This is a genomic window from Bacillus sp. RZ2MS9, assembly GCF_001816185.2.
In the GTDB taxonomy this organism is placed as follows: domain Bacteria; phylum Bacillota; class Bacilli; order Bacillales; family Bacillaceae_G; genus Bacillus_A; species Bacillus_A cereus.
Genome location: NZ_CP049978.1, coordinates 2,341,031 through 2,364,744 on the forward strand (window position 1 = coordinate 2,341,031; position 23,714 = coordinate 2,364,744).

Below are 23,714 nucleotides of genomic sequence, written 5' to 3' on the forward strand. Positions count from 1 at the left end.
AACGAAATTTTAATAAGTGGAGTAAATCTCCACTTATAATTTTTATTAAATACATAAAGGAGATAAGCCATGGGGTTAATTTATAAAGTTGCTGATCAAGATCGGGAATTTGAACGTATACATAAATTGAATTATAAAACATTTGTAGAAGAAATTCCGCAACATGAAGAAACGAAAGAGCGTGTTCGTATAGATCGCTTTCATGATGAAAATACATATTTAATTTGTTTAGATGAGGATAGATTAGTAGGTATGGTCGCAGTGCGGGGAAAACGACCATTCTCGTTAGATTATAAAATCTCAAATTTAGATATTTATTTGCAAGAGCATGGAGAAAAAGTGTATGAAATTCGTTTACTTTCAGTAGAACGTGAATATAGAAATGGAAGAGCGTTGTTAGGATTAATTCGTTTTCTACATCGTTATTTGCTTCTAAATGGATATGAATTAGCACTCATTTCTGCAACAACACGTGAACTACCTTTATATGAGCAAATGGGATTCAAATCTTTTCATACGTTAGTTGGTACAGAAGAAGCAGCCTTCCAGCCAATGTATGTTACTCCTGCTATGTTTGAAGAGTCGAGTGTTGGAGGGATTATGACGAAAGAATATACGTTTTTACCTGGTCCAGTAGATATTGAAGAGAATGTTCGAAAGGCATTTTCTACGCGGCCTATTTCGCATCGCTCTAAGTCATTTCAAGTGATGATGGACAATGTGAAAAAACGGTTACTTCACATGACAAAAGCAAAACATGTACAGCTTATGTTAGGAACAGGGACGTTAGCAAATGATGCGATTGCTTTACAGTTACGTTCTTTAAAAGGGAAAGGACTAATATTAACAAATGGAGAATTTGGAAATAGATTAGTTGGACATGCAAAACGAGCACAATTACATTTTGATACGTATAAAAAAGAAATGGGAGAGCCGTTTATTTATAACGAATTAGAAGAAATAATAATAACTGGAAATTATGAATGGCTTTGGTTTGTTCATCATGAAACATCTACTGGAATGTTAAACGATTTAAACGAGCTAAATACTCTTTGTAACGAGAATCAAATAAAACTATGTGTAGATTGCATAAGCTCAATTGGAGCAATACCATTAGACTTGAAGGATGTGTATTTTGCGAGTGGTGTTAGCGGTAAAGCGATTAAATCATATACAGGAATTTCTTTCGTTTTTTATAACCACATTGTAAAAATAAACGAGGCTGTGCCAGCCTATATGGACATTGGCATGTATGAAGAAAATGAAAGCATTCCATACTCACAATCATGGAATTTAATTTATGCATTGCAAGAAGCGTTGAAGAGATTTGAAGATGAAAAGGTATTTGTAAAAATTAAAGAGACATACGAGTATGTTGAAGAAGTTATTACTGACATGGGCTTAAAGCTTGTTTCACCTAAAGAACATGCCGCGCCAATTATACTTACTATTGTATTAAGCGAAGACCATTCTTCTAAAGTAGTAGGCGATGCATTAGCATTACAAGGATACATCGTTCATTATGAGTCATCTTATTTACAAAAGAATAATTGGATCCAAATTGCATGTTTAAATCATTATAAAGAACGCGATATGAAAAGGATGTTAAATTGTTTGCAAATGTGTTTATTTCAGAGTGGGGTACATATATAAAGATTTTTTCTTTTCGTATAAAGGAGCTACGACTTACGAAAACTTAGAAATAGAACTTTGGAAGAGGTGTCAGTATGATAACTAGAAAACTACCATTACATATAGACGATATTAAAAAAGCTCACAAGATTCTAGATAGAAATGCTCGTAAAACGCCATTAGTAAAATCTTTTTATTTGACTAGTAAAACGGGCGGAGAAATACATTTGAAATTAGAAAATATGCAATTAACGGGTTCTTTTAAATTTCGTGGCGCATTTAATAAAATGTCACGGCTCACGGATCAAGAAAAAGAAAGAGGTGTAATCGCATGTTCAGCAGGTAATCATGCACAAGGAGTTGCATTATCTGCTCATTTACTCGGTATTAAGAGTAAAATTGTTATGCCAATTTCTGCACCTCAGGCAAAAGTTGAAGCAACAAAAGGATATGGATCTGAAGTGATTTTACATGGTGAAACCTTTGATGATGCAAAGGTAAAATGTGAAGAAATTATAAGGGAAACAGGTGAAACATACTTACATCCATATGATGATGTAGAGGTAATGGCTGGTCAAGGTACAATTGGATTAGACATTCTTGATGATATGTGGGATGTAGATACTGTCATTGTACCAATAGGTGGAGGCGGAATTATTTCTGGTATTTCTGTAGCATTAAAATCTTTTAATCCATCCATTAATATAATTGGTGTCCAAGCAGATAATGTTCATGGAATGAAGGCATCTTACGATAAAGGCGCAATCGTAGAACATTATGAGGCCCCTACTATTGCAGATGGTTGCGCAGTTAAAATACCAGGAGAATTAACATTTGAAATTGTAAAAGAATTAGTAGATGATATTGTAACTGTATCAGAAAAAGAGCTGGAAGTAGCGATGAAAGATTTATTACAACGTGGGAAAGCTGTTGTAGAAGGTGCAGGTGCATTAGCAACTGCTGCACTTCTTGCAGGAAAAGTTGATAGTTATATAAAAGGGAAAAAAGTAGTGGCTGTTATATCTGGTGGGAACGTGGACTTACAGCGCATATCAAGTGTATGTGAGCACTTTTTTGTCGCTAATGAAGTGAAATAGTTTTATGAAAGAAGAGCTAAGAGAAATAATCTTAGCTCTTACTTTTTGTCTACCATTTACTGTAAGTAGCAATAAACTTGCAGAATTTGCTGTCTAATGAATTGTTTTATTTAAGCGCCTATTTTTACACATATCTTTAATGTTACAATAATTATTTCAATATTGTCGAAACGTAAGCAGAAATTTAATATAATAGTTTTAATGTGCTAATGAGCGGTGAGGAGGGCAGGTCATGAATAAAGAAGAACAGGTCATGAACGGTTTCAGGGAATTATATAATAAGCTGGTTTGGCTTAATAAAGATAAGATGGAAGAAGGCCTTAAAGGGTTTAAGTCTTCTGAAGTCCACTGTATTGAATATATTGAAAACAATGCAGATTCTAACGTGACACAACTCGCAGAGGCTTTTTATGTGACTCGCGGTGCTATAAGTAGAATGACTAAGAAGCTCATACAAAAAGGCCTTGTTGAAAGTTACCAAAAGTCAGAAAATAAGAAAGAAATTTATTTTAAGCTTACCGAACAAGGGAAAGAAATTTATAAAATCCATGAAAATCTGCACAAAGAGTTTCAAGAGCGGGATAAAGCTGTATTTGAGCAAGTAACTGAAGAAGAATTCGACAGTATAATTAGCTTTGTGGAAAAGTATAGTAGACATTTGGATGCAGAAATAAAGAAACAAGGTATACATATTAAATCGTAATACATTTTAATAATAAAATGGCAGCCTTACTCTAATATGAGAATAGGCTGCTTTTTTATTATTTTATCTTTGTTGACTAATCAACAAAACAGGGTTATCATTTTGTTGACAAAGCAACAAAAAATTTTAAGGAGAGAAGTTAAATGTCTATATTTAGATCACAAAATGAAAGGGAAACTGAAAAAAGCATAGATAAACATGCGTTACTATTCGGACTTATTTCTGTATTTCTTTGTGGTATAGGTTTCAGTATCATCATGCCTGTAGTCCCATTCTTAGTACAGCCATATACAAGTAATCCGGAAGAACAAGCATTAGTTGTTACACTACTAACTTCCGTCTATGCGGCCTGTGTGTTTTTAGCTGCTCCAGCACTCGGGGGTTTAAGCGATAAGTATGGCCGTCGTCCATTACTTTTAATATGCTTATTTGGTTCTGCAATTGGGTACTTAGTTTTTGGCATAGGAGGAGCTTTATGGGTATTATTTGCTGGACGGATAATAGAAGGTATAACAGGTGGGAGCATAAGTACTATCTTCGCATATTTTGCAGACATCATTCCGAAAGAGCAGAGAACGAAATACTTTGGATGGGTGAGTGCAGTTGTAGGTGCGGGAACTATTATTGGACCAACTCTTGGGGGGTTACTTGCAAAGTTTGGTCATTCTGTACCTTTATACTTTGGAGCGTTCATAACTTTATTAAATGTTTTATATGGTATGAAATACATGCCTGAGAGTCTTGACAAAAATAACAGGTTAAAAGAGATTACTTTTGTAAGGTTAAATCCTTTTGCACAGCTAGCAAATATACTTTCCATGAAAAATTTAAAATGGTTACTTATCTCAGCGTTTTTACTTTGGATACCTAACGGATCTTTACAAGCAATTTTCACGCAATTTACAATAGATACTTTCAGTTGGAAACCTGCATTAATCGGACTTATGTTTTCAATTTTGGGCTTTCAAGACATTGTTTCACAAAGTTTTATCATGCCAAAGCTTTTAATCAATCTTAGTGATAAACAAATAGCTATTCTTGGGATGGTTTCGGAGATTATAGGATACAGTTTTATTGCGGCATCAGCTTTGTTTTCACTCTATCCACTACTAATCGTTGGAATGCTAATGTATGGTTTTGGGGATTCAATTTTCGGGCCTTCATTCAACGGGATGCTTTCAAAGTCTGCCAGTTCTAGTGAACAAGGAAGGATTCAAGGTGGAAGCCAATCTATTCAAGCTTTAGCAAGAATGATTGGTCCTATTCTTGGAGGACAAATCTATGTATCACTTGGTCATGCCGCACCTGCTTTTATGGGTATGATTCTTATAGTAGCGGCAATAGCAGTTTTGTATAAGGGAACGTATGAAACTGTATAACAGATAGATATAAGAACAAATAAAAGGGAGTCAGAACTTAGGAACAAGTGCTGATTCCCTATTTGTTTACGGTTTGAGAGCTAAGAGAAATGCTTTTGTTTAGGAATTTATTCTGCTATGCTCTCATGGTGAAGGGTAATATTCAGTGAGGTGGAACTATCATTAATTACAGTTAGCTTTATTTGAAAGTAAAAAGGTAGGTAAATGACTAGATAATTTCATTATGCTTGTGCTGAAGTAAATAATGACTCCATCTTTACTTTGCTCTTTTCTCGAATTTCAGCATCTGCGTGTCTCATAACGTATTTATGCGCTACAGCGATTGCTAAAACATCATCTAATAACCCAATCCCAATAATAGCAGCTATATCTGGAATGAAATCGATTGTTAATACGTAATAAGATAAAGCGGCTAATATTATGAATTTCGCTTTAGTAGGTAATTCTTTCTTTTTCATTGTGTAGAATAAAATAATACTTTCATATACGCTAGATTTACCGAGGTTTACAGAGCTTTTTTTGAACTTTTTCCAAAGTGTCTGTTTCTCCATATGAACGCTCCTTTTACAAAAACATAGATTTTTTAAAAGGATGGACAAAGAAGTGAGAGATTAATCAATTTTATTGTTTTTCTTAATTATATATTTCCATAAAAATAGGGGATTACCTGTTCAAAATAATATAATGTGGATTATACAATGATTCACAGTGTTTCATTACATAGTATGCAAGTAGTATTTGTTAAATTAAACAATTTGCAAATGGTATCTATCTAAAGAAGATTTCACCGAAGGTTTTAATTACTTCTAAAAGGATAGGGATTGTACGTCTTATTAGTGAAGCGCTGCAATATAAGGTACATAATAATAAAGGTATATTACTGCAAATAAAGCTTATTCATCTAAAACGTCATATTTTTACGATTAATGAACTAGCAACCTTGTTCTTGCTATATCCTTCACCTGTAAATTTTTCACTACTATATTATTGACATACAATAAATGGTTAAATGTTTCTAAAAGGTTTTGTAAACAAACAAAATTCTCAGATTGATACGAAAATGCTATAAAAAATAATAAATATATCTAATGCACTATTAGAATTTTTTCATATTATAGTATTGAGAATTGTATAAGGAGGTGGAAAAAGAATGGACGAGCGTGTACAACCTCAACTTTCACCGCCATGGATCACATATTTTAACGAACTCAGAAATTCGGTAGGGGCTGATCCAACTGTAACAGTAGGTCCGCTAATACCGACTGATGGAAATTTTATTATTTTAGTACAAACTACGGATTTTGAAAAAGCGATTGCATTAGCTACACTTCTTAAACCTACTGTGCAATTTGGCAATGTAAATGTAACTATTGTTGTTAGTGTTATTGGGGATGGAATTGTAAACCCAATTCCTTGTCCTTTAGATGCTTTTGAAATTGCACACCTTTTTCAAGTAGCTTTAGAAAGCAACTTGTATTTTGAGCAAGTTGTTGTGCAACCGCAGTTCCCAGGTGGAGCGAATGTTGTTTTTCCGGTTTTTGCTGCAAAAGTGATTCAGTTTTTTAATGATGATATTTCTAATCTATGCCAAACTTTCACAGAAGTCGCTGCAAAAGTTTTTCGTGATGTAATGAATGATGCTATATGTGGTATACCAATTTTATACTCGACAAGTTGTAGTACAAGCACTGAAAATGTATAATTTATTGATGAAAAAACTTTTCACAAAAAAGAAATACAACTGAATTTGTTCTATTAATTTAAAAGAGACATTTCTAATTTAAGGAGATGTCTCTTTTATTACATATGAAAATTACGAAACGGATACTTGTCCAATAAGGGTAAAATTCATTTATAAAAAGTAACAGCTTAGGTTAAGAGTGAAAACCCTGTCTATGATTTTACAGACGAACTTGCTAACACATATGAGAAATAGATATAAAATAACTTTGGTATCCACATTTAAAAATAGAATTAACTAATAAAAAACGTTAAAACAAAATACTGATAAAAAATTTTTTAATATGTATAGTAAAATGTATGTGGACGAAGTGGTTATTATTAAATATTGAATAGGCGGTATGGGGGAAGAAAAATGAAAATAATAGAACTACCAATTGAATTCGAATTTAACGGGCAAAAACAATGTATTTATCCAAGTTTAATTATATTACATAATGAATTAACGTTAGTCGATACAGGATATCCAAGTTTTTTACCTTTAATTGAAAATGCAATATTAAAACATGGATATGAGATAAAAAACTTAAAAAATATAATTATTACTCATTATGATGATGATCATATAGGGTCTTTATACGATTTTAAAGTGAAATATCCTCAAATTAATGTTATTGCTAGTGAAATTGAATCTAACTATATTAGTGGTGATATAAAATCAGAGAGGTTAGTTCAAGCTGAAGAAATGTTAGAACGTATGTCAAATGAAGAAAAAGAATTTGATAAATGGTTTATACAACAGTTAAAAAATATAAAACATATTTCCGTCGATGAAAAAGTGCATGATGGTCAAATGATTTTGAATAATGAATGTCAAATAGTAGCGACGCCAGGACATACTTCGGGGCATATTTCATTATATTTTCCGAATTTAGATTGTGTAATTACGGGAGATGCGGCTGTTCAAGAGAATCGTGAGTTAGTAATAGCTAATCCGAATTTTTGTTTAGATATAGAAAAAGCGAAACAGTCTTTAAATAGGATTAAAAGTTTTAAAGCAACACAGTATTATTGCTATCATGGAGGAAAGCTTACTGTATAAATTAATGAAAATCGGTCTTTCCTAAATCGAAAAGATCGGTTTTTAGTTCATATATTTTGCGATTTCAACCAAATCAGTAACATTATATTTCGGTAAAATTGAAATATATATGTAAAGAAGAATATATATAATTTGAGCAAGAGTATAGGGGGGGAAGATGGGTTCGTTATTTGATGTAATAGCAGATATCATTTTATTTTATCCTCGAAATGACATGAAATTGAAACACCATATCGCAAAATTAAGTGAATTAGAGTGGTTTCGAAATCTACATGAAGATCCGAAGTATACAAGTTTAATTTGGAGTAATAGAAAAATTAAAAGGTATATTTTTACTTCTATAAATATGGAAGCATTAATAAAATCTGAGAAAAAGCAAAAAGAATTTGTTCATCTAGTACAGGATGAATATAAAAAAAGAAGATAAGAATTTTTTTATTTTTCATATTTGGCGAAACAAATGGTACAATGAAAGCTAATGTGAAAAATAAGGAAAAGAAGTGGTCTATTTGAAAAACTTTTTAGAATTAGGAATTAGTGAAACTTTTAATCATACATTACGTGAAAATGGAATTACAGAAGCAACACCAATTCAAGAGAAAGCGATTCCGGTAATACTGTCTGGTAAAGATATAATTGGTCAAGCAAAAACTGGAACAGGTAAAACACTTGCATTCGTGTTACCGATTTTAGAAAAAATCGATCCAGCGTCTAGTGATGTTCAGGCTTTAATTGTTGCACCAACAAGGGAGCTAGCACTGCAAATTACAGCTGAAATTAAAAAAATGCTTGTTCAAAGAGAAGATATTAATGTACTAGCGATTTATGGTGGGCAAGATGTAGCACAACAATTGAGAAAATTAAAAGGTAATACACATATTGTTGTTGCAACACCAGGACGATTATTAGATCATATACGACGTGAAACAATTGATTTAAGTAATCTTTCAACGATTGTACTAGATGAAGCGGATCAAATGCTTTATTTTGGTTTCTTATATGATATTGAAGACATTTTAGATGAGACACCAGGTAGTAAACAAACGATGTTATTCTCAGCAACGATGCCAAAAGATATTAAAAAATTGGCGAAGCGTTATATGGACGAGCCGCAAATGATTCAAGTACAAAGTGAAGAAGTAACGGTAGATACAATTGAGCAGCGTGTTATTGAGACTACAGATCGTGCAAAGCCAGATGCACTTCGTTTTGTTATGGATCGTGATCAGCCATTTTTAGCTGTTATTTTCTGCCGTACAAAACTTAGAGTAAGTAAACTGTATGATAATTTAAAAGGACTAGGTTATAATTGTGCTGAACTTCATGGTGATATACCTCAAGCGAAACGTGAAAGAGTTATGAAGAGTTTCCGCGAAGCTAAAATTCAGTACTTAATCGCAACGGATGTAGCAGCTCGTGGACTTGATGTAGATGGTGTAACGCACGTATTTAACTTTGACATCCCTGAAGATGTAGAAAGTTATATTCATCGTATTGGCCGAACAGGACGTGCAGGTGGATCAGGTCTTGCAATTACGTTCGTTGCAGCGAAAGATGAAAAATATTTAGAAGAAATTGAAAAAACGCTTGGTGCACCAATACAAAGAGAAATAATCGAACAACCGAAGATAAAACGTGTAGATGAAAATGGAAAACCGGTACCAAAGCTGGCTCCGAAGAAATCAGGTCAAAATCGTCAAAGAGATAGCCGCGAAGGTTCAAGAAGTGAATCAAGACGTGATTCAAGAAATAGCTCAAGAAGTGATTCAAGAAATAATTCGAGAAATAGTTCTAGAAATGAAAATAACCGATCATTTAATAAGCCAAGTAATAAAAAAGGTAGTACAAAGCAAGGTCAGCAAAGACGTGGCCGTTAAATAGTTATAATTGTAAAAGAGTCGCAAAATATTGTGGCTCTTTTTTTGTTTGTATACAACAAGGATGATGGCAAGAAAAAAACAAAATTTCATTCACCGCATTTGAAATTTATAAAGGGAATTTTATAGTCCAAAACCATTAGTGCAAGGGTATTACTATCATTCAGCAGAACACTTTGGTTAAAAGAAAAGGTATTGAAGCGAGCGAGTATTTTCATTATACATTCCGCAATTATTGAAATAGAACAAGAGAAGTTTATGAAGGATTAAACTCGTATTGGTGTACGATCGTTGGAAACTGGAAAACTAATTTGTTAGTTTTGATCGATGAGGAACTCGGGAAGCACCACTGCCATCCTTATGGGGAAATTGCTTACGACGACGATGAAGGTAATGTAGTGATAATATGCGAAATAAGAAAAAAGGACTAGCAGTCGTACCTGCCGTCCTTTAATAGGAGAAAAAGTAATCTTGTTTAGAACTACGCATAAACAGAAAATCTGCTTGTAATTAGTTTTACCCTAAATATACGTGTCTATACAAAAAAGGGATAAGTAAAAAATACTTATCCCCGGAAGGGAAATCCCAAGTACCAAAATGGCTCGTATTGGTCTGCAGGTTCAAAAGTAGTATATGTAAAACGAAAAATCTCATACAAAAAGCAGACAACGATTTTGGTTGTCTGCCAGTGAGTTCAATGAGTTAGCTAATTGTGATAATTTGCATCCCCATTGCGAGAAGAGTGAAGCTGCTAGTTCAAACAGCTTGTTGGTATTATTTTCGATTTCTAAAAAAATATACATCAAAAGAAAGAGGTATTAGCCGTGGACACGGCGGCTTGAAAATAGTATGTATTTTTATTTGAAAAATATTCAAGGGGTGAAGAAACATGGAATGTTTAATAAAGGTGTTTGTTTTATTAATCAGTTAATTAATAAAACAAAATAGTTATTTGGGAGAAAGGGAAAATTAATATGAGATGAATTGAAGCTGTTGAAAAATTACTTGAAGTGATGAAAGAATGCTTTTGGAACGGAACATCTTTAAAGGGTGAAGCTAATGATTTTAATATTGTATCTTGGCTGATTGAAGAAGCGACGCGTAAAACAAAATAAAGATTTCATTTTGTAGCAATGGAGAATAGATATGTGTACTTATTGGGGGAAAGTAGATAAAGAGTTCTTTAAGAGGTAAGAACCGGAACAAAATAAAAGAGCGGCTAGCAAAAGCTAACTGCTCAATACAAGGAGATACAGAGAAGACTACTTTAAATGAATGTTGGCATACAGCCCACATTCAGTATTGACCGAATATTTATTTTAAATTCAATTTATTTAAAGTAAACATCCCAACAGATAAAATGGTTGCGCCTGCTACAGAACCTAGCCAGTCTCTCCAGCCTAATGTATTTAAAGATGCATCTGTTAAATCCGTAATTAAGAAGATAGCAAACATTAATACACCAAATGCTAAGCATCCCCAAAATGTTTGCAAATATTTAATAATCTTCTTTCGGAACTTGCTCATATAAATCACCCTTATTAATAATTTATATTTTTATAAATAAATTATTACATATACAAAAATTAAAAGTGCGAAATATGCAATATTACATATTGGAACTCAACAAAATACTCCATTGATAAGTACATAGATCGAACGGAGGCATCGTTCTTTTCCTAAAATGAAAGGTGACGATAAGAAACATGAGATACGTTTTAAACAAATTGAGCGGACGTTAAAAAATAAAAATTTATAAAGGAAATAGAAAGTATGGTGTTGTATATGTACGATAATAGGAAACTTTTTGCAAACTAAACATATAATTTTAATAGACCGACAGTCGGTCTGATGGGAAGGAGAACTTGAATGCGAATTGTAAAGGAGTATGAGGAGCGTAGAAAGGAAATTTTAGAAACAGCTGAGCGTTTGTTTCTTACGAAAGGTTATACGAAAACAACCGTGAATGATATTTTAAAAGAAATTGGTATAGCAAAGGGGACGTTTTATCATTATTTTAAGTCGAAGGAGGAAGTAATGGATGAAATCATTATGAGGATTATTAAAGAGGATGTCACTAAGGCGAAAAGGATTGTCTCCAATCCCGATATCCCCGTTTTAGATAAGTTATTTAAAATTTTAATGGAACAATCACCAAAATCAGGAGATGTCAAAGAAAAAATGATTGAACAATTCCATCAACCAAATAATGCAGAAATGCATCAGAAAAGTTTAGTGCAATCCATTATACATTTATCTCCTGTATTAACGGAAGTTTTAGAGCAAGGAATAGAAGAAGGCATATTTTCTACTCCATACCCACAAGAAACAATTGAATTATTACTCTCTTCAGCACAAGTCATATTTGATGATGGTTTATTCCAGTGGAAACCGGAAGAAATGATGAGAAGAGCTAAGGCTTATATTAAAATGATGGAAGTATCTGTTGGAGCGAAAGAAGGGTCCTTTGATTATATGATCGAGGTTTTAATGAAACAGAAATAGCTTTTTTCTGTTTGGGTGTTATAGACCGGCAGTCGGTCTAGACTAAATGAAGGATGTGATGAAGATGCCAGCAAGTATTCAATCTTCCTTGAAAGATTTTCACTTAATGGTAAGTGGTCAAATTATTACTATTTTAGGTTCAACACTATTACGTTTTGCACTGTCTTTATATGTGCTAGATATAACAGGACGTGCCGATATATTTGCAGGGTTATATGCCATAACGAGTATCCCGTTTTTGTTAGCTCCTCTTGGCGGAGCGATAGCAGATCGTTTCAACCGCCGTAATGTAATGGTCATTTTGGATTTTATAAACGCTGCTATTGTATTAAGTTTTATAGTTTTGTTATTAACTGAATCGGTATCTATTTTATTGATTGGAGCAATTATGTTTTTACTAGCAGTCATTAGTGCAATGTACTCACCAGTTGTTATGGCAAGTATTCCGCAATTAGTTCCAGAGAAAAAGTTAGAACAAGCAAACGGTATCATAAATGGTGTGCAAGCATTATCTAATATAGTTGCACCTGTACTAGGAGGAATATTATATGGCATAATTGGTTTGAAAATGCTCGTAATAACAAGTTGTCTTGCTTTCTTTTTATCTGCAATTTTAGAAATGTTTATTACAATACCTTTTATAAAAAGAGCGCAAGAAAGCCATATCATACCGACAATTGTAAAAGATATGAAAAAAGGTTTTCTTTATGTTTTAAAGCAACCTTTTATTTTGAAGGCTATGTTACTTGCAGCTTTATTAAACTTAATTTTGACACCGTTATTTGTTGTTGGAGGACCTATTATGTTACGAGTAACTATGCAGAGTAGCGATACGATGTATGGAATTGGAATGGGATTAATTGATTTTGCAACCATATTAGGGGCATTGTCAATCGGTTTCTTTGCTAAAAAGTTACAGATGAAAACATTATATAATTGGATGCTTATCATAGCTTTATTAGTAATGCCAGTGGCACTATCAGTTACACCGTTTATTCTTAATTTAGGATACTATCCACCATTTATCCTCTTTATACTTTCTTCTCTTCTAATCGCAATGATTATGACAATTGTATCCATTTATGTGATTACTGTAGTCCAAAAGAAAACACCAAATGAAAATCTAGGAAAAGTGATGGCATTTATAACAGCGGTATCTCAATGTATGGCACCAATTGGGCAAGTCGTATATGGTTTTATGTTTGAAGGATTCAGTACGAAAATTTATTTACCTATATTTGCTATTAGTTTCATAATGATAATAATAGCGGTGGTGACGAAGAAAATATTAAGAAATGAAGGGAACTAGCTTCATATGCTTAGAGTATTAGCGAAACCCAATCCTAATCAATTCTTCATCATTTATTTCAATTACGAACCTATATTCTTTGTCTAATAGCCAGTAATAAAAACTGACTGCATCAACGTCAACTAGTGATTGGAATACTTTATCAAGATTTGTACTTACTACAGGGATTTCATAGCTATCCCATATTATAAAAATCTGTTCGTCAAAATCTAGTTGGTTTGCTCTAATAAGGGAAATTAGTTGTTCTTTGTTCGAAGCTATGAATTGATTATCTATCTGTTCCCAATCTATTCTTCCCGAGACAGTTATAGGAAATGAATTCATTAAAATAGTAGCAATCTGCTGGCTTTTTTCTTGGGAGAAAATGAGAGTTTCGTTTCCTAGGGATTCAAGGCATTCACTAAACAAAGGGTTTGTGTCATTGTTGTTTTTGGTTTTCAGTGCTCTTAACTTTTGTCGCAATTTCCATTGTCTTGACGATCTATCATCCATTTTTAACATTCCTTATACAATTATTTAAGAATGAGTATAGCATATAAGGGAAGTCTTTATGAAAAGGAACTTTTTAAATATAAATTAAACAAAAGCGTTATTTGAAAAAAAGCCTTTTAAGGAAAGATAAGAGGCCATCAAAAAATATAACAACATGAAAATTTTATATTATGTATATACAATTTAAAGAGTTAGTGGAAATAATAAAATGTATAAAATTCTTATAAAAAAGCCCTAGGATTAGGGGATCTAGGGCTTCCTCTGTTGGTATATCTCACACGACATTATAAAAAGAAAAGAACTTAATGAAGATAACACATGAATGTTTCGTAAATGTATCAAAAAAGTGAACAAAAGCGTTATTTTAAGGACCATGATATATCATCAAGGGCTTTATAAATATAACTATACATTCGGTAAAAGAAATATTTTGGATTGTATTTTTGTTTCCAGTTCATAATAATCACCTCTCATACAAATAGTTTAATTATATTATAAGGTTATTAAAGAGAATGTTAAGAAAACTTGATATGAATTAAGGTGAATTTAAACAAACCAGTAATTGTAATTAAAAAGCAGTTAGCTTTTGCTAGCTGCTTCACTCACTGGGAGTTTTTTTATGTAATTTAGATAAAGAAACTAGCCATTAAAAATATTGCTTCTATCAAAATTAGAGAATCAACTAAAATCAAGAACTGTTTTTTCTGTAGCTTTTGAAATTCCTTTATTAATCTAAAAACTGCACTTATTCCGAAACAGATGTATAACAAAATCATTATTATTTTTAGTATTACTAACATTCCTAATATAATTAATTAAGTATCAGAAAATATATCCAAATAAGTTTTTAACAAAAAACTTATTTAAATAGAAAATGCCAGCTGAAATGTCAAGGGTGTATCAGCTGGCACTGAAATAGATATTAAATTTTAATATTAGGTTTTTTAGTTCGTACTTTTGTTCTTATTTCTAGAAGAGATTGTACCAAATATTGCTCCGGACATTGCTCCGATCAAAGTCATAAAAATTGCACTCCATACTGCAAATGACATAATTACACCTCCTAATAATAAAATGCTGCAACTATGTTTTTATTATATATGAATTTTAGTATGTTAAGTGGGGGAAAAGTTAGAAAATTAAACAAAACCGTTAATTAAATTAAAAAAAGAGCCCCGCGATAATGGCTGCAAGGCTTCATAAGGTCGAGTTATGTCGTACTCACAAGGGATTTTAACATGAATGTTGTGGTAAACATACTGGTAAATGTATCTAATTTATTTAGAGCATTTATTTTAAACCAAAACGCTATTTGATAAGTATATGTAAAAAAAGAGCGCCTTGTAAAGGCACTCTTTGCAAAGTCTTTTGTCTACTGTCGTGTTTTTATATTTACAATTCAGTAGCTTTGAAAGTTTGTTATTTTTAACAAAAATTTAATTTTATGGAACTGAAAACCCTAGTTTCTTAGGGTAATGGTATAACAGCCAAATATATTTTATTCTTTTATATCGTAACTTAATTTTACGTTAAAAACATCAGGTAAGTGTAACCAATTGCAGAAAATAAAAGAGCAGCCAGCAAAAGCTAACTGCTTGGTTCTCCAAGGGGAAAGGAGAAAGGTTAGGGATTTCATTAAATGAGTTTTGGCTATTGCCTACCTATATTATTAACGGAATATTGAGTTTTATTCACGAAGAACGATGTTTAACTTAATGCATAGCCAACAATCAAAGTTAGTGTTAAAAACACTGATAATACCAATGTTAGTAAGACTGTTGCTACACTTCTAAGCATCGCAATCCAATTATTCATCTTAGAAAATCCTATGATGTCTGCAAAAAAGTTCCTATTGCTAAAACTAGTAATATAAACAAAGGGTGAATGTGTAATAAATCCGTGAAAAATTTGAATAGTTCAAGTGAAATTTCAAAATATAAACGGAATAGCCCAACGCAAACTAAAGAACAAATAAAGGATCATAGATTGATGTTATGCTTCATAGCTTTCTCCTATGTTATCAAAATAGTTTTACTCAATTTTAATGGAAAATAAAAGAAAAAGATAGCGGTTATAAATTAAAATGAATTTTTTAACAAAATAGATCCTTTGAATAGAAAGTGAAGTAATGTAGGAGTTTTTTCTTTGTTTGAAAGTTCAAAAAGATATATAATAATTTTCTGACTATTCATTTGTGGAGGGGTATTAATGAAAAATGAAACGTTACACACACAAGAAGACATTTTAAAAATGCTTGATTCATTATTAAGACCTGCAGAACCATTTTGGAATGAATTTTATGAGAATAGAGAAAAGGATGTTCCATTTTTTGAAAATGTTCCAGATGAGAACCTAGTTTCGTATATACAAAAAGAGAGAGTTTCAAAAGGGAAAGTATTAGAATTTGGATGTGGTCCAGGTAGAAATGCCATTTATTTAGCGACTCAAGGATTTGATGTAACAGCAGTGGATTTATCTGTAGAAGGCATTAATTGGGCTAAAGAAAGGGCATTGGCAAAAGAGGTAGCAATTCATTTTATTTGTGATTCAATTTTTAATTTAGAGGTTCAAAACGAATTTGATTTTGTATACGATTCGGGCTGTTTGCATCACATTCCACCGCATAGAAGAATAAATTATGTGGATTTAATTAAAAACTCATTAAAATCGGGTGGTTATTTCGGATTAACATGTTTTGCGGCAGGTGATTTAGATGAGCGAAATGGATCGGAAATAACAGATTGGGACGTATATAGAGGGTGGAGTCTACAAGGTGGTCTTGCATACTCGGAAGAAAAGTTAAGAGAGATATTTAAAGAATTTGAGGTAATTGAGATTAGAAGAATGAAACAAATGAAACAACCGAAAGAAATGTTTGGAGAATCATTTCTTTGGACAGCATTATTTAAGAAGAAATAATAAAGTAGATAATTGACAAACTCATCGTTTTTATAGACAATATATTAAAAGGAACGTACGTTTGGTTTTGTTGGCGTATGTTTTACATAAATACATAACAAGGGGCTGTCTCCATATGAGTAACGCAAATCAAAAAATTACTACATTTTTAATGTTTGAGGGCAAAGCTGAGGAAGCAATGAATTTTTATACGTCACTATTTGATCAATCAGAAATTGTAAGTATTTCTCGCTACGATGAAAATGGACCTGGTAAAGAGGGAACTGTAATTCATGCAACTTTTACGCTAAATGGCCAAGAGTTTATGTGTATTGATAGTTATGTAAATCATAATTTTACATTCACTCCAGCTATGTCTCTTTATGTAACTTGTGAGACAGAAGAAGAAATTGAAACGGTCTTTCATAAACTAGCGCAGGATGGAGCGATTCTTATGCCTTTAGGTTCTTATCCGTTTAGTAAAAAGTTTGGCTGGTTAAATGATAAGTATGGTGTATCTTGGCAGTTCACTCTTGCTGAATAAAAAAAGAAAAAGCGTAGCTTATTTGTTTAATGGATTTAGTTAAAAGCTTGAAAAATGAAATAACATAAAAAAGCGTTCCAACTGTCAACAGATTTGGAATGCTATTTTTATGTGGAAGTGAGTTGTTTAAAACTTACCAATTCTACGATTATTTTAAATGAATGGAATAGATGTATAATTTTTTGTCTTTTTAGAATTTTTAGCGATTATTAGCTTTTATCTGTTAATATAAATATAGACAACTATGTATGAACTATCAGGCGGGTTAATAGAAAAAGGAAAGCATAAATAGTTAATAAGTTTACACTTAAAATGCAACTAGATTGTTAGGAGGAATAATTGTAATGGATACTACACAACAAAACAGTAATGCATGGGATAAGAAGGTGGAAGAAGGTTCTAGATACACGCAGTCTGTAAGTAGCGAGATTATTGAGAAAAGCAAATCAGGTGAATGGGAGATTACAGTCACTACGGAAAAATCAGTTCCTAGAGAATGGTTTCCAAAGTCATTAGATGGATTAAAGATACTTTGCTTAGCATCAGGTGGCGGACAACAAGCACCAGTTCTATCTGCTGCTGGAGCAGATGTAACAGTTACTGATATATCTAAGAAGCAATTGGAACAAGATGAAAAGGTAGCAAAACGGGATGGTTTAACTTTAAAAACCGTACAAGGAGATATGTCAGACCTTAGTGATTTTGAGGAAGAATATTTTGATATTGTTGTAAATCCTGTGTCTAATTTGTTTGTCAAAGATGTTCATCTTGTATGGAATGAAGTTTCTAGGGTTTTAAAGAATAAAGGTGTTCTTATTGCTGGATTTACAAATCCGTTACTATGGATTTTTGATGATAACCAAGAGCAAAAAGGTATTCTGGATGTTAAACATTCAATTCCTTCATCAACATTGGATTATTTACCAGAGGATGAAGTTCAAGATTACATCGATTCAAATCAAACAATAGAATATGCGCATACTTTAGAAGACCAAATCCAAGGCCAAATTGATGCTGGTTTTGCTATAACAGGTTTTTATGAGGATGATTTTGGTGGAACAAGGATATTAGATAAGCATATTAAAACATTTATTGCGACAAAAGCTATAAAATTAAAGATGGATTAAGAATTTTTGCTTGTCGCACGGGGCGTTAGTCGAAGAAGGCTCTTAAAATAGAAAAGGATGGTACTTTCCATCCTTTTCCTTATGTATTTTGAGTGTCGAAACTATTCTCAAAACAAGTTTTACACTACTAGTTGTATAATTAGGTTATGCTTTTATATTAAGAATTTTGCTGACCGAATCTTTTCCCGAGTTTAGCTAACAATTCAGGTTGATCGCTTTGGCTCATTATAACTTCAATAAAGATAAGTTGATTCTTATTAAAAATTATATTTGCTAAGGTTTCTGCTAATTCTGCTTCATTTTCTACTTTAAATGTTAGACTTTTTTCTTCTGATCCAAATATCATTGATAGTTTATTGTAATCCCACATCTGTATGTCATTATAAAGTTGGTTTTGTCCGTGAATGGCACGTTCAACAGTGTATCCGTTGTTATTGATTAAAAATATAATCGGTTTTAAATTTTGACGTAGTATAGTTGATAACTCTTGGGCAGTTACTTGGAAAGAACCATCACCAATAATTAAAATGTTGCGCCGTGATAAATTGGCGAGCTGTGTACCAAGTAGAGCGGGCAGTGTATATCCGATAGATCCCCATAACGGTTGTCCTACATATGCAGTGTTATTAGGTAGAGGGATAGCAGCACTACCAAAGAAAGGTGTTCCTTGCTCTACAATTAAGACGTCGTTTTCTTGTAAGAAATGGTACATTTGCTGCCAAAAACGTTTTTGTGTGACCATTTGTGCTTTTGGATTGAACTCTTCAGTAAAAGGTGATGATTCTAAAATAAATGGCTTAACGTCAAGGGTATCTTTATTACGATGCTCAATTGAATCACTTAAATGTTGTAAAACATCCTGCATTACAACTGGACCGTATTTTTCATCTATAATTTTCACAGTGTAGGGATGGATTTCCATAACTTGTTCTTTTGTAAAACCTTGTGTGAAGCCGCCTGTAATAGTATCAGTTAACTTCACACCAATACTAATAATACAATCAGATTCATCAATTCTTTTTCGCAAGTACGGAGAACTTACATCACCAGTATAAACCCCTATAAATTGAGGGTGTTTTTCTGGGAATATTCCTTTTCCCATACTGAACGTCGCGATGGGAAACCCAGTTTTTTCTACGAATTGATGTAAATTTTCTTTAGCGTGAAATCGATCTACTTCAAAATCAGCTAAAATAACAGGTTTTTTGGCACTATTTATTTTTGAAATGGCATGTAGAAGCATTTTATTTAATGCTTCTTTATTACTTAAAATAGGTTTATTTATAATAGGTTCTGTCGGTTTATTAATTGGTTTATTATACACATCAATCGGCAAATTAATATGAACAGGGCGTTTTTCATTCCAACATGCACGTAAAACACGGTCAATTTCCTCAGCAGCATGCTCAGGTGTTACATTTGTTTGTGCTATAGTGATTTCTCGATACATATTGGAAAAGTGATCGAACTTTCCATCTCCTAACGTATGATGGACGATTGCTCCATTTTCCATTATTTTTGTTGGTGGCGTACCTGTAATTTTTATAACTGGCACGTGTTCCGCATATGAGCCAGCAATACCGTTAATAGCGCTTAATTCTCCAACACCGAAAGTAGTAATAAGAGCGGCGATTCCTTTTATGCGAGCGTACCCATCTGCTGCATATGCAGCATTTAATTCATTACAATTGCCAATCCACTTTAAATTTTTATGTGCTACCACATCATCTAAAAAGGCAAGATTATAATCACCAGGAACCCCAAATATATGTTCAATTCCTAATTCGTGTAGTCTATCCAATAAATATGTACTTACAGTATATTGTTTTTTCAAATGAATCATCTCCTAATTATGCAATGAATGTTTCAATAGACTGAACAAGTTCTAATGCGTTGATTAAAATATTCATTACTAGATTGTGGTATAATTTACATACAGGGGGAAAGTAGATGACACAACATAAAGAAGAACAGATGAATGAGGCATTAGCATTATTTTATTTTGCATATAAAACATTTACTGAAAAGCCAGATGAAATTATAAAAGAATATGGCATTCAACGAGTACATCATCGAATTTTATTTTTTATCGCACGTTTTCCAGGGATAAGTGTAAATGAGTTATTATCACTATTAGAAATAAGTAAGCAAGCGCTCCACGGACCGCTACGTCAACTTGTGGAAAAGGGCTTAATTGAGAGTAATGAAGCTATGCATGATCGACGTGTGAAACAGTTGTCTTTAACAGAAAAAGGTACAGATTTAGAGAAAAAACTGAGTGATGTACAAAGACAACAAATGGGTGCTATTTTTTCAAAATTTGGTGAATCATGTGAGGACAATTGGCACCAAGTTATGAATGAAATGGCAAATAGCCGATCAGGTTTTGATGCTTGGATATCGAAACGTGAAATACCAGTCGATCAAAAATAATGAAAAAACTTCTGTTTTTATCGTTTGAAAAAGAACAAATTTTATCCATACATTTGGCAACTATCGATTGGTCATAGAGTGAATGGATAAAAAGATACATTACTAGATACTTTATACGTGTACGCAATGGAACAATAAAATTCACATTTCCGAAAGGGGAATTATAATGATAAAACTTGTACTTATTCGTCACGGACAAAGCTTATGGAATCTTGAAAATCGCTTTACTGGATGGACAGATGTTGATCTATCAGAGAATGGATTAAGTGAAGCGAGAGAAGCAGGAGCAATATTAAAGAAAAACGGATATACTTTTGATGTGGCTTATACATCTGTATTAAAACGCGCAATTCGGACGTTATGGATTGTACTTCATGAGATGGATCTTACTTGGGTTCCAATACATAAATCTTGGAAGCTAAATGAAAGACATTATGGTGCATTGCAAGGGCTGAATAAAGATGAAACTGCTCAAAAGTATGGTGAGGAGCAAGTTCATATTTGGAGAAGAAGTGTTGATGTAAGACCACCGGCTCTTACTGAAGACGATCCTCGATATGAAGCGACCGATCCAAGATATAAAACACTCAAAAAAGGTGAATTTCCATTAACTGAATGTTTAGAGGATACGGAGAAGAGAGTACTTGCTTATTGGCATTCAGAAATTGCGCCGACATTAAAAAGTGGTAATAAAGTAATTATTTCATCACACGGTAACACAATTCGCTCGCTAGTAAAATATTTAGACAACCTTTCAAGTGATGGTGTAGTTTCATTAAATATTCCAACTAGCATTCCGCTTGTTTATGAATTAGACGAAAACTTACGTCCGATTCGTCATTATTATTTAAGTATGGATGGAGAAGTACCTGAAGGGGAAATTCCGAAACATATTTCTTTTTAATACGAAAATTTGAAATGAATGCTTGTCTACATATACAATATAGACTCATGGTAAAGTGAAATTTTAATCAGTGGGGTCTTACTGTCCACAAATAGCAGGATAAAAGACGTGGTACCTTCTAATATATATGCGATGTAGCTAATTTTAGAAGCTTGTCCACGTCTTTTGTCATAAAGAGAGCAGCTTGCGCATGTAATGATATCGTGAGTAGTTTTTGAATGGAGGGTGATGTGATTAATGATCTCTAACATTCGAATTGGCTTATTTGTTTTAGCGATTGTCTTTGTAGTCCTTGTTTTCTTTTATTGGAAAAATGAAGAGTTGTACGAGGAGAAGAAGCAACGTATTAGAAAGACTTGGTATGGTTTGTTTATCATATCTGTCACCGTGTATTTCATGATAAAAGGAATCGATTTAACCCTCTGGAAAAATCTTTTAATGTTTACTGCAATGGTTATTTTTGTTGATATTGCGTTCATTTTAACGCCTAATATTTCAGAAATATGGGGTGCGAAATTTAGCGATATTGGCAAGACAGTTCAATCCATAAAACGATCATTAATTGCATCTAAAGCAAGAGGAGAAATATACACGACAATTATTCAAAATGTTAATCCAGCAGTATTCGGTACGATGGAATGGCATACGGAAGAGGAATATACAAAGAGCTTAAATGCATTTTTAGATTCATATGGGGAAAAGATTGGCGCGAAAATTGTTGTTTTTGAAGCTGCGAAGGAATTAAATACAAACTTTCGTGGTATTCGCTCACAATTTAGTATTATCGTCCCGTTAGAACATATCGAGCAATTGAATGAGCAGAAAGCGGTGCAAGTAGAAAATGTCGGGATTATACCAGCAAAAATAGTAAGTGACGTTTTCATTGTTATTGATGGAAAGAAAAATAACCTGCAAGATCGGGATTTTGAAAATGTATATAATTTAACAATACATCATAGTTATTTTAGTAAATAAGGACAGAATCTTTTTCTGTCCTTTTCTTCTATACATAAATTAAAAACAAAATCCGACAAAGTTGAATAAAATTGGACAATCATTCCTACACTAGCATGTAGAGGTGATTGTAGTGGTAAAAGATTATGACAATGATTTTTTTAAAGAAGATAACGAAGATACAACAGATTTCTCTTTAATAAAAGGGGATACGTTGCAGCAAGTAGAAGAATTAGAAGAAGAATTAAAAAGAAAATCATAAGTGTACACTCTTTCTACATTTGCTATATAATATAAATAAAAGGTTGTATCTTTTTGAAAAGGGGGAGAAGAGATGGCTGAAGTCAATGTACAAAAGTCTTCGTTTTTTAAAGAAAAAAAAGAAGAATCGAATACAGATTTCTCTCTTGTGAAAGGTGCATTAACGGAGAATATAAATCGGTTAGAGAAACTGATGAATAATAGTAGTTCAAAATATATACAGGTGAAAAGAACAAAAGAAAATGCATAGAGCATTTTCTTTTGTTTTTTATTTAATAGTAAACTTATCTTTTACTTTTTTAGGTAAATCTGTTTTCTGAATCTCTTCATAGGACTTTACTTCAATTGATGATATTTCATTGTTGCTATTATCATCTTGATCTACATAAAGGCGTAAAAACGCGTCTTCATTTAATTTATGATTGTTTTCTTTTTTTGTACTTCTAAATGTAATTTGTTTTTTGACGCCATCTTCATCATATGCGGACAGCGTATAGTTTCGTAAGTTTCTATGATCTACTTTTTCGATAGTTCCTTCGCCTTTTATCTGCATGTAATATACATCTTTACCAATTCTATTTAGTGACGCTCTCTCACAGCCAATAGTAAAACTAAAAAATAATAAACATAGTGTAATAATTGCTAAAAACTTTTTCATTTTCTTTATCTCCTTTAATGTGTTTCTTTAAAAAGTATACGACTATTATTAAATAAGAAAAATCGATGTAGATTGCAACGCCCTTACAATGTTGTAAGAGTGTTGTACATAAAATGAACAATAGAAGTTAAAAGAAAGATAAAATAATGAATCATGGTA

Annotated in this window: 23 protein-coding genes and 1 pseudogene; 18 read left to right on the forward strand and 6 right to left on the reverse strand. The window is 32.6% G+C overall.

Annotated features, from left to right (window positions below):
• Positions 1-69: 69 nt before the first annotated feature.
• From BHV55_RS12100 to BHV55_RS12115, 4 genes are all read left to right on the forward strand, one after another.
• Entirely contained in the window at positions 70-1,653 is a 1,584-nt protein-coding gene (locus BHV55_RS12100; RefSeq protein WP_048568156.1) for an aminotransferase class V-fold PLP-dependent enzyme, read from the forward strand.
• 74 nt (positions 1,654-1,727) lie between these two features.
• The gene (tdcB, locus tag BHV55_RS12105) at positions 1,728-2,729 is read left to right on the forward strand and encodes a bifunctional threonine ammonia-lyase/L-serine ammonia-lyase TdcB (RefSeq protein ID WP_000632959.1); all 1,002 of its coding nucleotides are present in this window, start codon (positions 1,728-1,730) and stop codon (positions 2,727-2,729) included.
• A gap of 232 nt (positions 2,730-2,961) precedes the next feature.
• Positions 2,962-3,432: a MarR family transcriptional regulator gene (locus tag BHV55_RS12110; RefSeq protein ID WP_001030901.1), complete on the forward strand. Its 471-nt coding sequence runs from the start codon at positions 2,962-2,964 to the stop codon at positions 3,430-3,432.
• Between the two features lie 143 nt (positions 3,433-3,575).
• Positions 3,576-4,811 (forward strand): MFS transporter, encoded by a 1,236-nt coding sequence (locus BHV55_RS12115; RefSeq protein ID WP_053513506.1) that lies wholly within the window; start codon positions 3,576-3,578, stop codon positions 4,809-4,811.
• A gap of 221 nt (positions 4,812-5,032) precedes the next feature.
• Here BHV55_RS12115 and BHV55_RS12120 read toward each other — a convergent pair whose 3' ends face one another.
• A complete protein-coding gene (locus BHV55_RS12120; protein ID WP_000415089.1) occupies positions 5,033-5,362 on the reverse strand; it encodes a YkvA family protein in 330 nt (109 codons plus the stop codon).
• 599 nt (positions 5,363-5,961) lie between these two features.
• On the opposite strand from BHV55_RS12120, the gene BHV55_RS12125 reads away from it, so the two are divergent.
• The 4 genes from BHV55_RS12125 (at position 5,962) to BHV55_RS12140 (ending at position 9,470) form a co-directional block, all read left to right on the forward strand.
• On the forward strand, positions 5,962-6,513 hold the full coding sequence (locus tag BHV55_RS12125) for a hypothetical protein (protein WP_000344486.1): 552 nt from the start codon (positions 5,962-5,964) through the stop codon (positions 6,511-6,513).
• Positions 6,514-6,906: 393 nt separating this feature from the next.
• Complete coding sequence (locus tag BHV55_RS12130; protein WP_070758099.1) at positions 6,907-7,593, forward strand: MBL fold metallo-hydrolase; 687 nt, start codon at positions 6,907-6,909, stop codon at positions 7,591-7,593.
• A gap of 157 nt (positions 7,594-7,750) precedes the next feature.
• Positions 7,751-8,020 (forward strand): hypothetical protein, encoded by a 270-nt coding sequence (locus BHV55_RS12135; RefSeq protein ID WP_065704149.1) that lies wholly within the window; start codon positions 7,751-7,753, stop codon positions 8,018-8,020.
• Positions 8,021-8,093: 73 nt separating this feature from the next.
• Positions 8,094-9,470 carry a DEAD/DEAH box helicase gene (locus BHV55_RS12140; protein ID WP_048568153.1) on the forward strand — a complete coding sequence of 459 codons (1,377 nt, stop codon included), beginning with the start codon at positions 8,094-8,096 and terminating at the stop codon, positions 9,468-9,470.
• Between the two features lie 1,314 nt (positions 9,471-10,784).
• Here BHV55_RS12140 and BHV55_RS12145 read toward each other — a convergent pair.
• Positions 10,785-10,997: a hypothetical protein gene (locus tag BHV55_RS12145; protein WP_000033153.1), complete on the reverse strand. Its 213-nt coding sequence runs from the start codon at positions 10,995-10,997 to the stop codon at positions 10,785-10,787.
• Positions 10,998-11,339: 342 nt separating this feature from the next.
• On the opposite strand from BHV55_RS12145, the gene BHV55_RS12150 reads away from it, so the two are divergent.
• Both BHV55_RS12150 and BHV55_RS12155 read left to right on the forward strand, forming a co-directional pair.
• The gene (locus BHV55_RS12150; protein ID WP_001223580.1) at positions 11,340-11,975 is read left to right on the forward strand and encodes a TetR/AcrR family transcriptional regulator; all 636 of its coding nucleotides are present in this window, start codon (positions 11,340-11,342) and stop codon (positions 11,973-11,975) included.
• Between the two features lie 64 nt (positions 11,976-12,039).
• Positions 12,040-13,284 (forward strand): MFS transporter, encoded by a 1,245-nt coding sequence (locus BHV55_RS12155; protein ID WP_001111715.1) that lies wholly within the window; start codon positions 12,040-12,042, stop codon positions 13,282-13,284.
• Between the two features lie 18 nt (positions 13,285-13,302).
• Here the strand turns inward: BHV55_RS12155 and BHV55_RS12160 are convergent, their stop codons facing one another.
• Together BHV55_RS12160 and BHV55_RS27445 are read right to left on the reverse strand one after the other, a co-directional pair.
• Positions 13,303-13,776 carry a CDI toxin immunity protein gene (locus BHV55_RS12160; RefSeq protein ID WP_053513514.1) on the reverse strand — a complete coding sequence of 158 codons (474 nt, stop codon included), beginning with the start codon at positions 13,774-13,776 and terminating at the stop codon, positions 13,303-13,305.
• Positions 13,777-15,483: 1,707 nt separating this feature from the next.
• A pseudogene (locus BHV55_RS27445) lies at positions 15,484-15,749 on the reverse strand (hypothetical protein).
• A 235-nt stretch (positions 15,750-15,984) separates the two neighbouring features.
• Here BHV55_RS27445 and BHV55_RS12170 point away from each other — a divergent pair.
• The 3 genes from BHV55_RS12170 (at position 15,985) to BHV55_RS12180 (ending at position 18,345) form a co-directional block, all read left to right on the forward strand.
• Entirely contained in the window at positions 15,985-16,695 is a 711-nt protein-coding gene (locus tag BHV55_RS12170; protein ID WP_048568152.1) for a class I SAM-dependent methyltransferase, read from the forward strand.
• A 115-nt stretch (positions 16,696-16,810) separates the two neighbouring features.
• Positions 16,811-17,218 (forward strand): VOC family protein, encoded by a 408-nt coding sequence (locus tag BHV55_RS12175; RefSeq protein WP_048568151.1) that lies wholly within the window; start codon positions 16,811-16,813, stop codon positions 17,216-17,218.
• A 344-nt stretch (positions 17,219-17,562) separates the two neighbouring features.
• The gene (locus tag BHV55_RS12180) at positions 17,563-18,345 is read left to right on the forward strand and encodes a class I SAM-dependent methyltransferase (RefSeq protein ID WP_000381800.1); all 783 of its coding nucleotides are present in this window, start codon (positions 17,563-17,565) and stop codon (positions 18,343-18,345) included.
• A 157-nt stretch (positions 18,346-18,502) separates the two neighbouring features.
• Here the strand turns inward: BHV55_RS12180 and BHV55_RS12185 are convergent, their stop codons facing one another.
• Positions 18,503-20,188, reverse strand: a complete 1,686-nt coding sequence (locus BHV55_RS12185; RefSeq protein WP_070758101.1) for an alpha-keto acid decarboxylase family protein — start codon at positions 20,186-20,188, stop codon at positions 18,503-18,505.
• Positions 20,189-20,295: 107 nt separating this feature from the next.
• On the opposite strand from BHV55_RS12185, the gene BHV55_RS12190 reads away from it, so the two are divergent.
• The 5 genes from BHV55_RS12190 to spoIISB all read left to right on the forward strand — a co-directional run bounded on the left by BHV55_RS12190 (position 20,296) and on the right by spoIISB (position 23,147).
• Positions 20,296-20,778 carry a MarR family winged helix-turn-helix transcriptional regulator gene (locus BHV55_RS12190; RefSeq protein ID WP_000191888.1) on the forward strand — a complete coding sequence of 161 codons (483 nt, stop codon included), beginning with the start codon at positions 20,296-20,298 and terminating at the stop codon, positions 20,776-20,778.
• Positions 20,779-20,944: 166 nt separating this feature from the next.
• Entirely contained in the window at positions 20,945-21,682 is a 738-nt protein-coding gene (gpmA, locus tag BHV55_RS12195; RefSeq protein WP_000594152.1) for a 2,3-diphosphoglycerate-dependent phosphoglycerate mutase, read from the forward strand.
• Between the two features lie 237 nt (positions 21,683-21,919).
• Positions 21,920-22,657: a type II toxin-antitoxin system SpoIISA family toxin gene (locus BHV55_RS12200; protein ID WP_000624977.1), complete on the forward strand. Its 738-nt coding sequence runs from the start codon at positions 21,920-21,922 to the stop codon at positions 22,655-22,657.
• A gap of 112 nt (positions 22,658-22,769) precedes the next feature.
• On the forward strand, positions 22,770-22,898 hold the full coding sequence (locus BHV55_RS12205) for a hypothetical protein (RefSeq protein ID WP_000237818.1): 129 nt from the start codon (positions 22,770-22,772) through the stop codon (positions 22,896-22,898).
• Positions 22,899-22,970: 72 nt separating this feature from the next.
• Positions 22,971-23,147 carry a stage II sporulation protein SB gene (gene spoIISB / locus BHV55_RS12210; RefSeq protein ID WP_000852629.1) on the forward strand — a complete coding sequence of 59 codons (177 nt, stop codon included), beginning with the start codon at positions 22,971-22,973 and terminating at the stop codon, positions 23,145-23,147.
• Positions 23,148-23,165: 18 nt separating this feature from the next.
• Here the strand turns inward: spoIISB and BHV55_RS12215 are convergent, their stop codons facing one another.
• Positions 23,166-23,555: a YxeA family protein gene (locus BHV55_RS12215; protein WP_000713866.1), complete on the reverse strand. Its 390-nt coding sequence runs from the start codon at positions 23,553-23,555 to the stop codon at positions 23,166-23,168.
• Between the last annotated feature and the right edge of the window lie 159 nt (positions 23,556-23,714).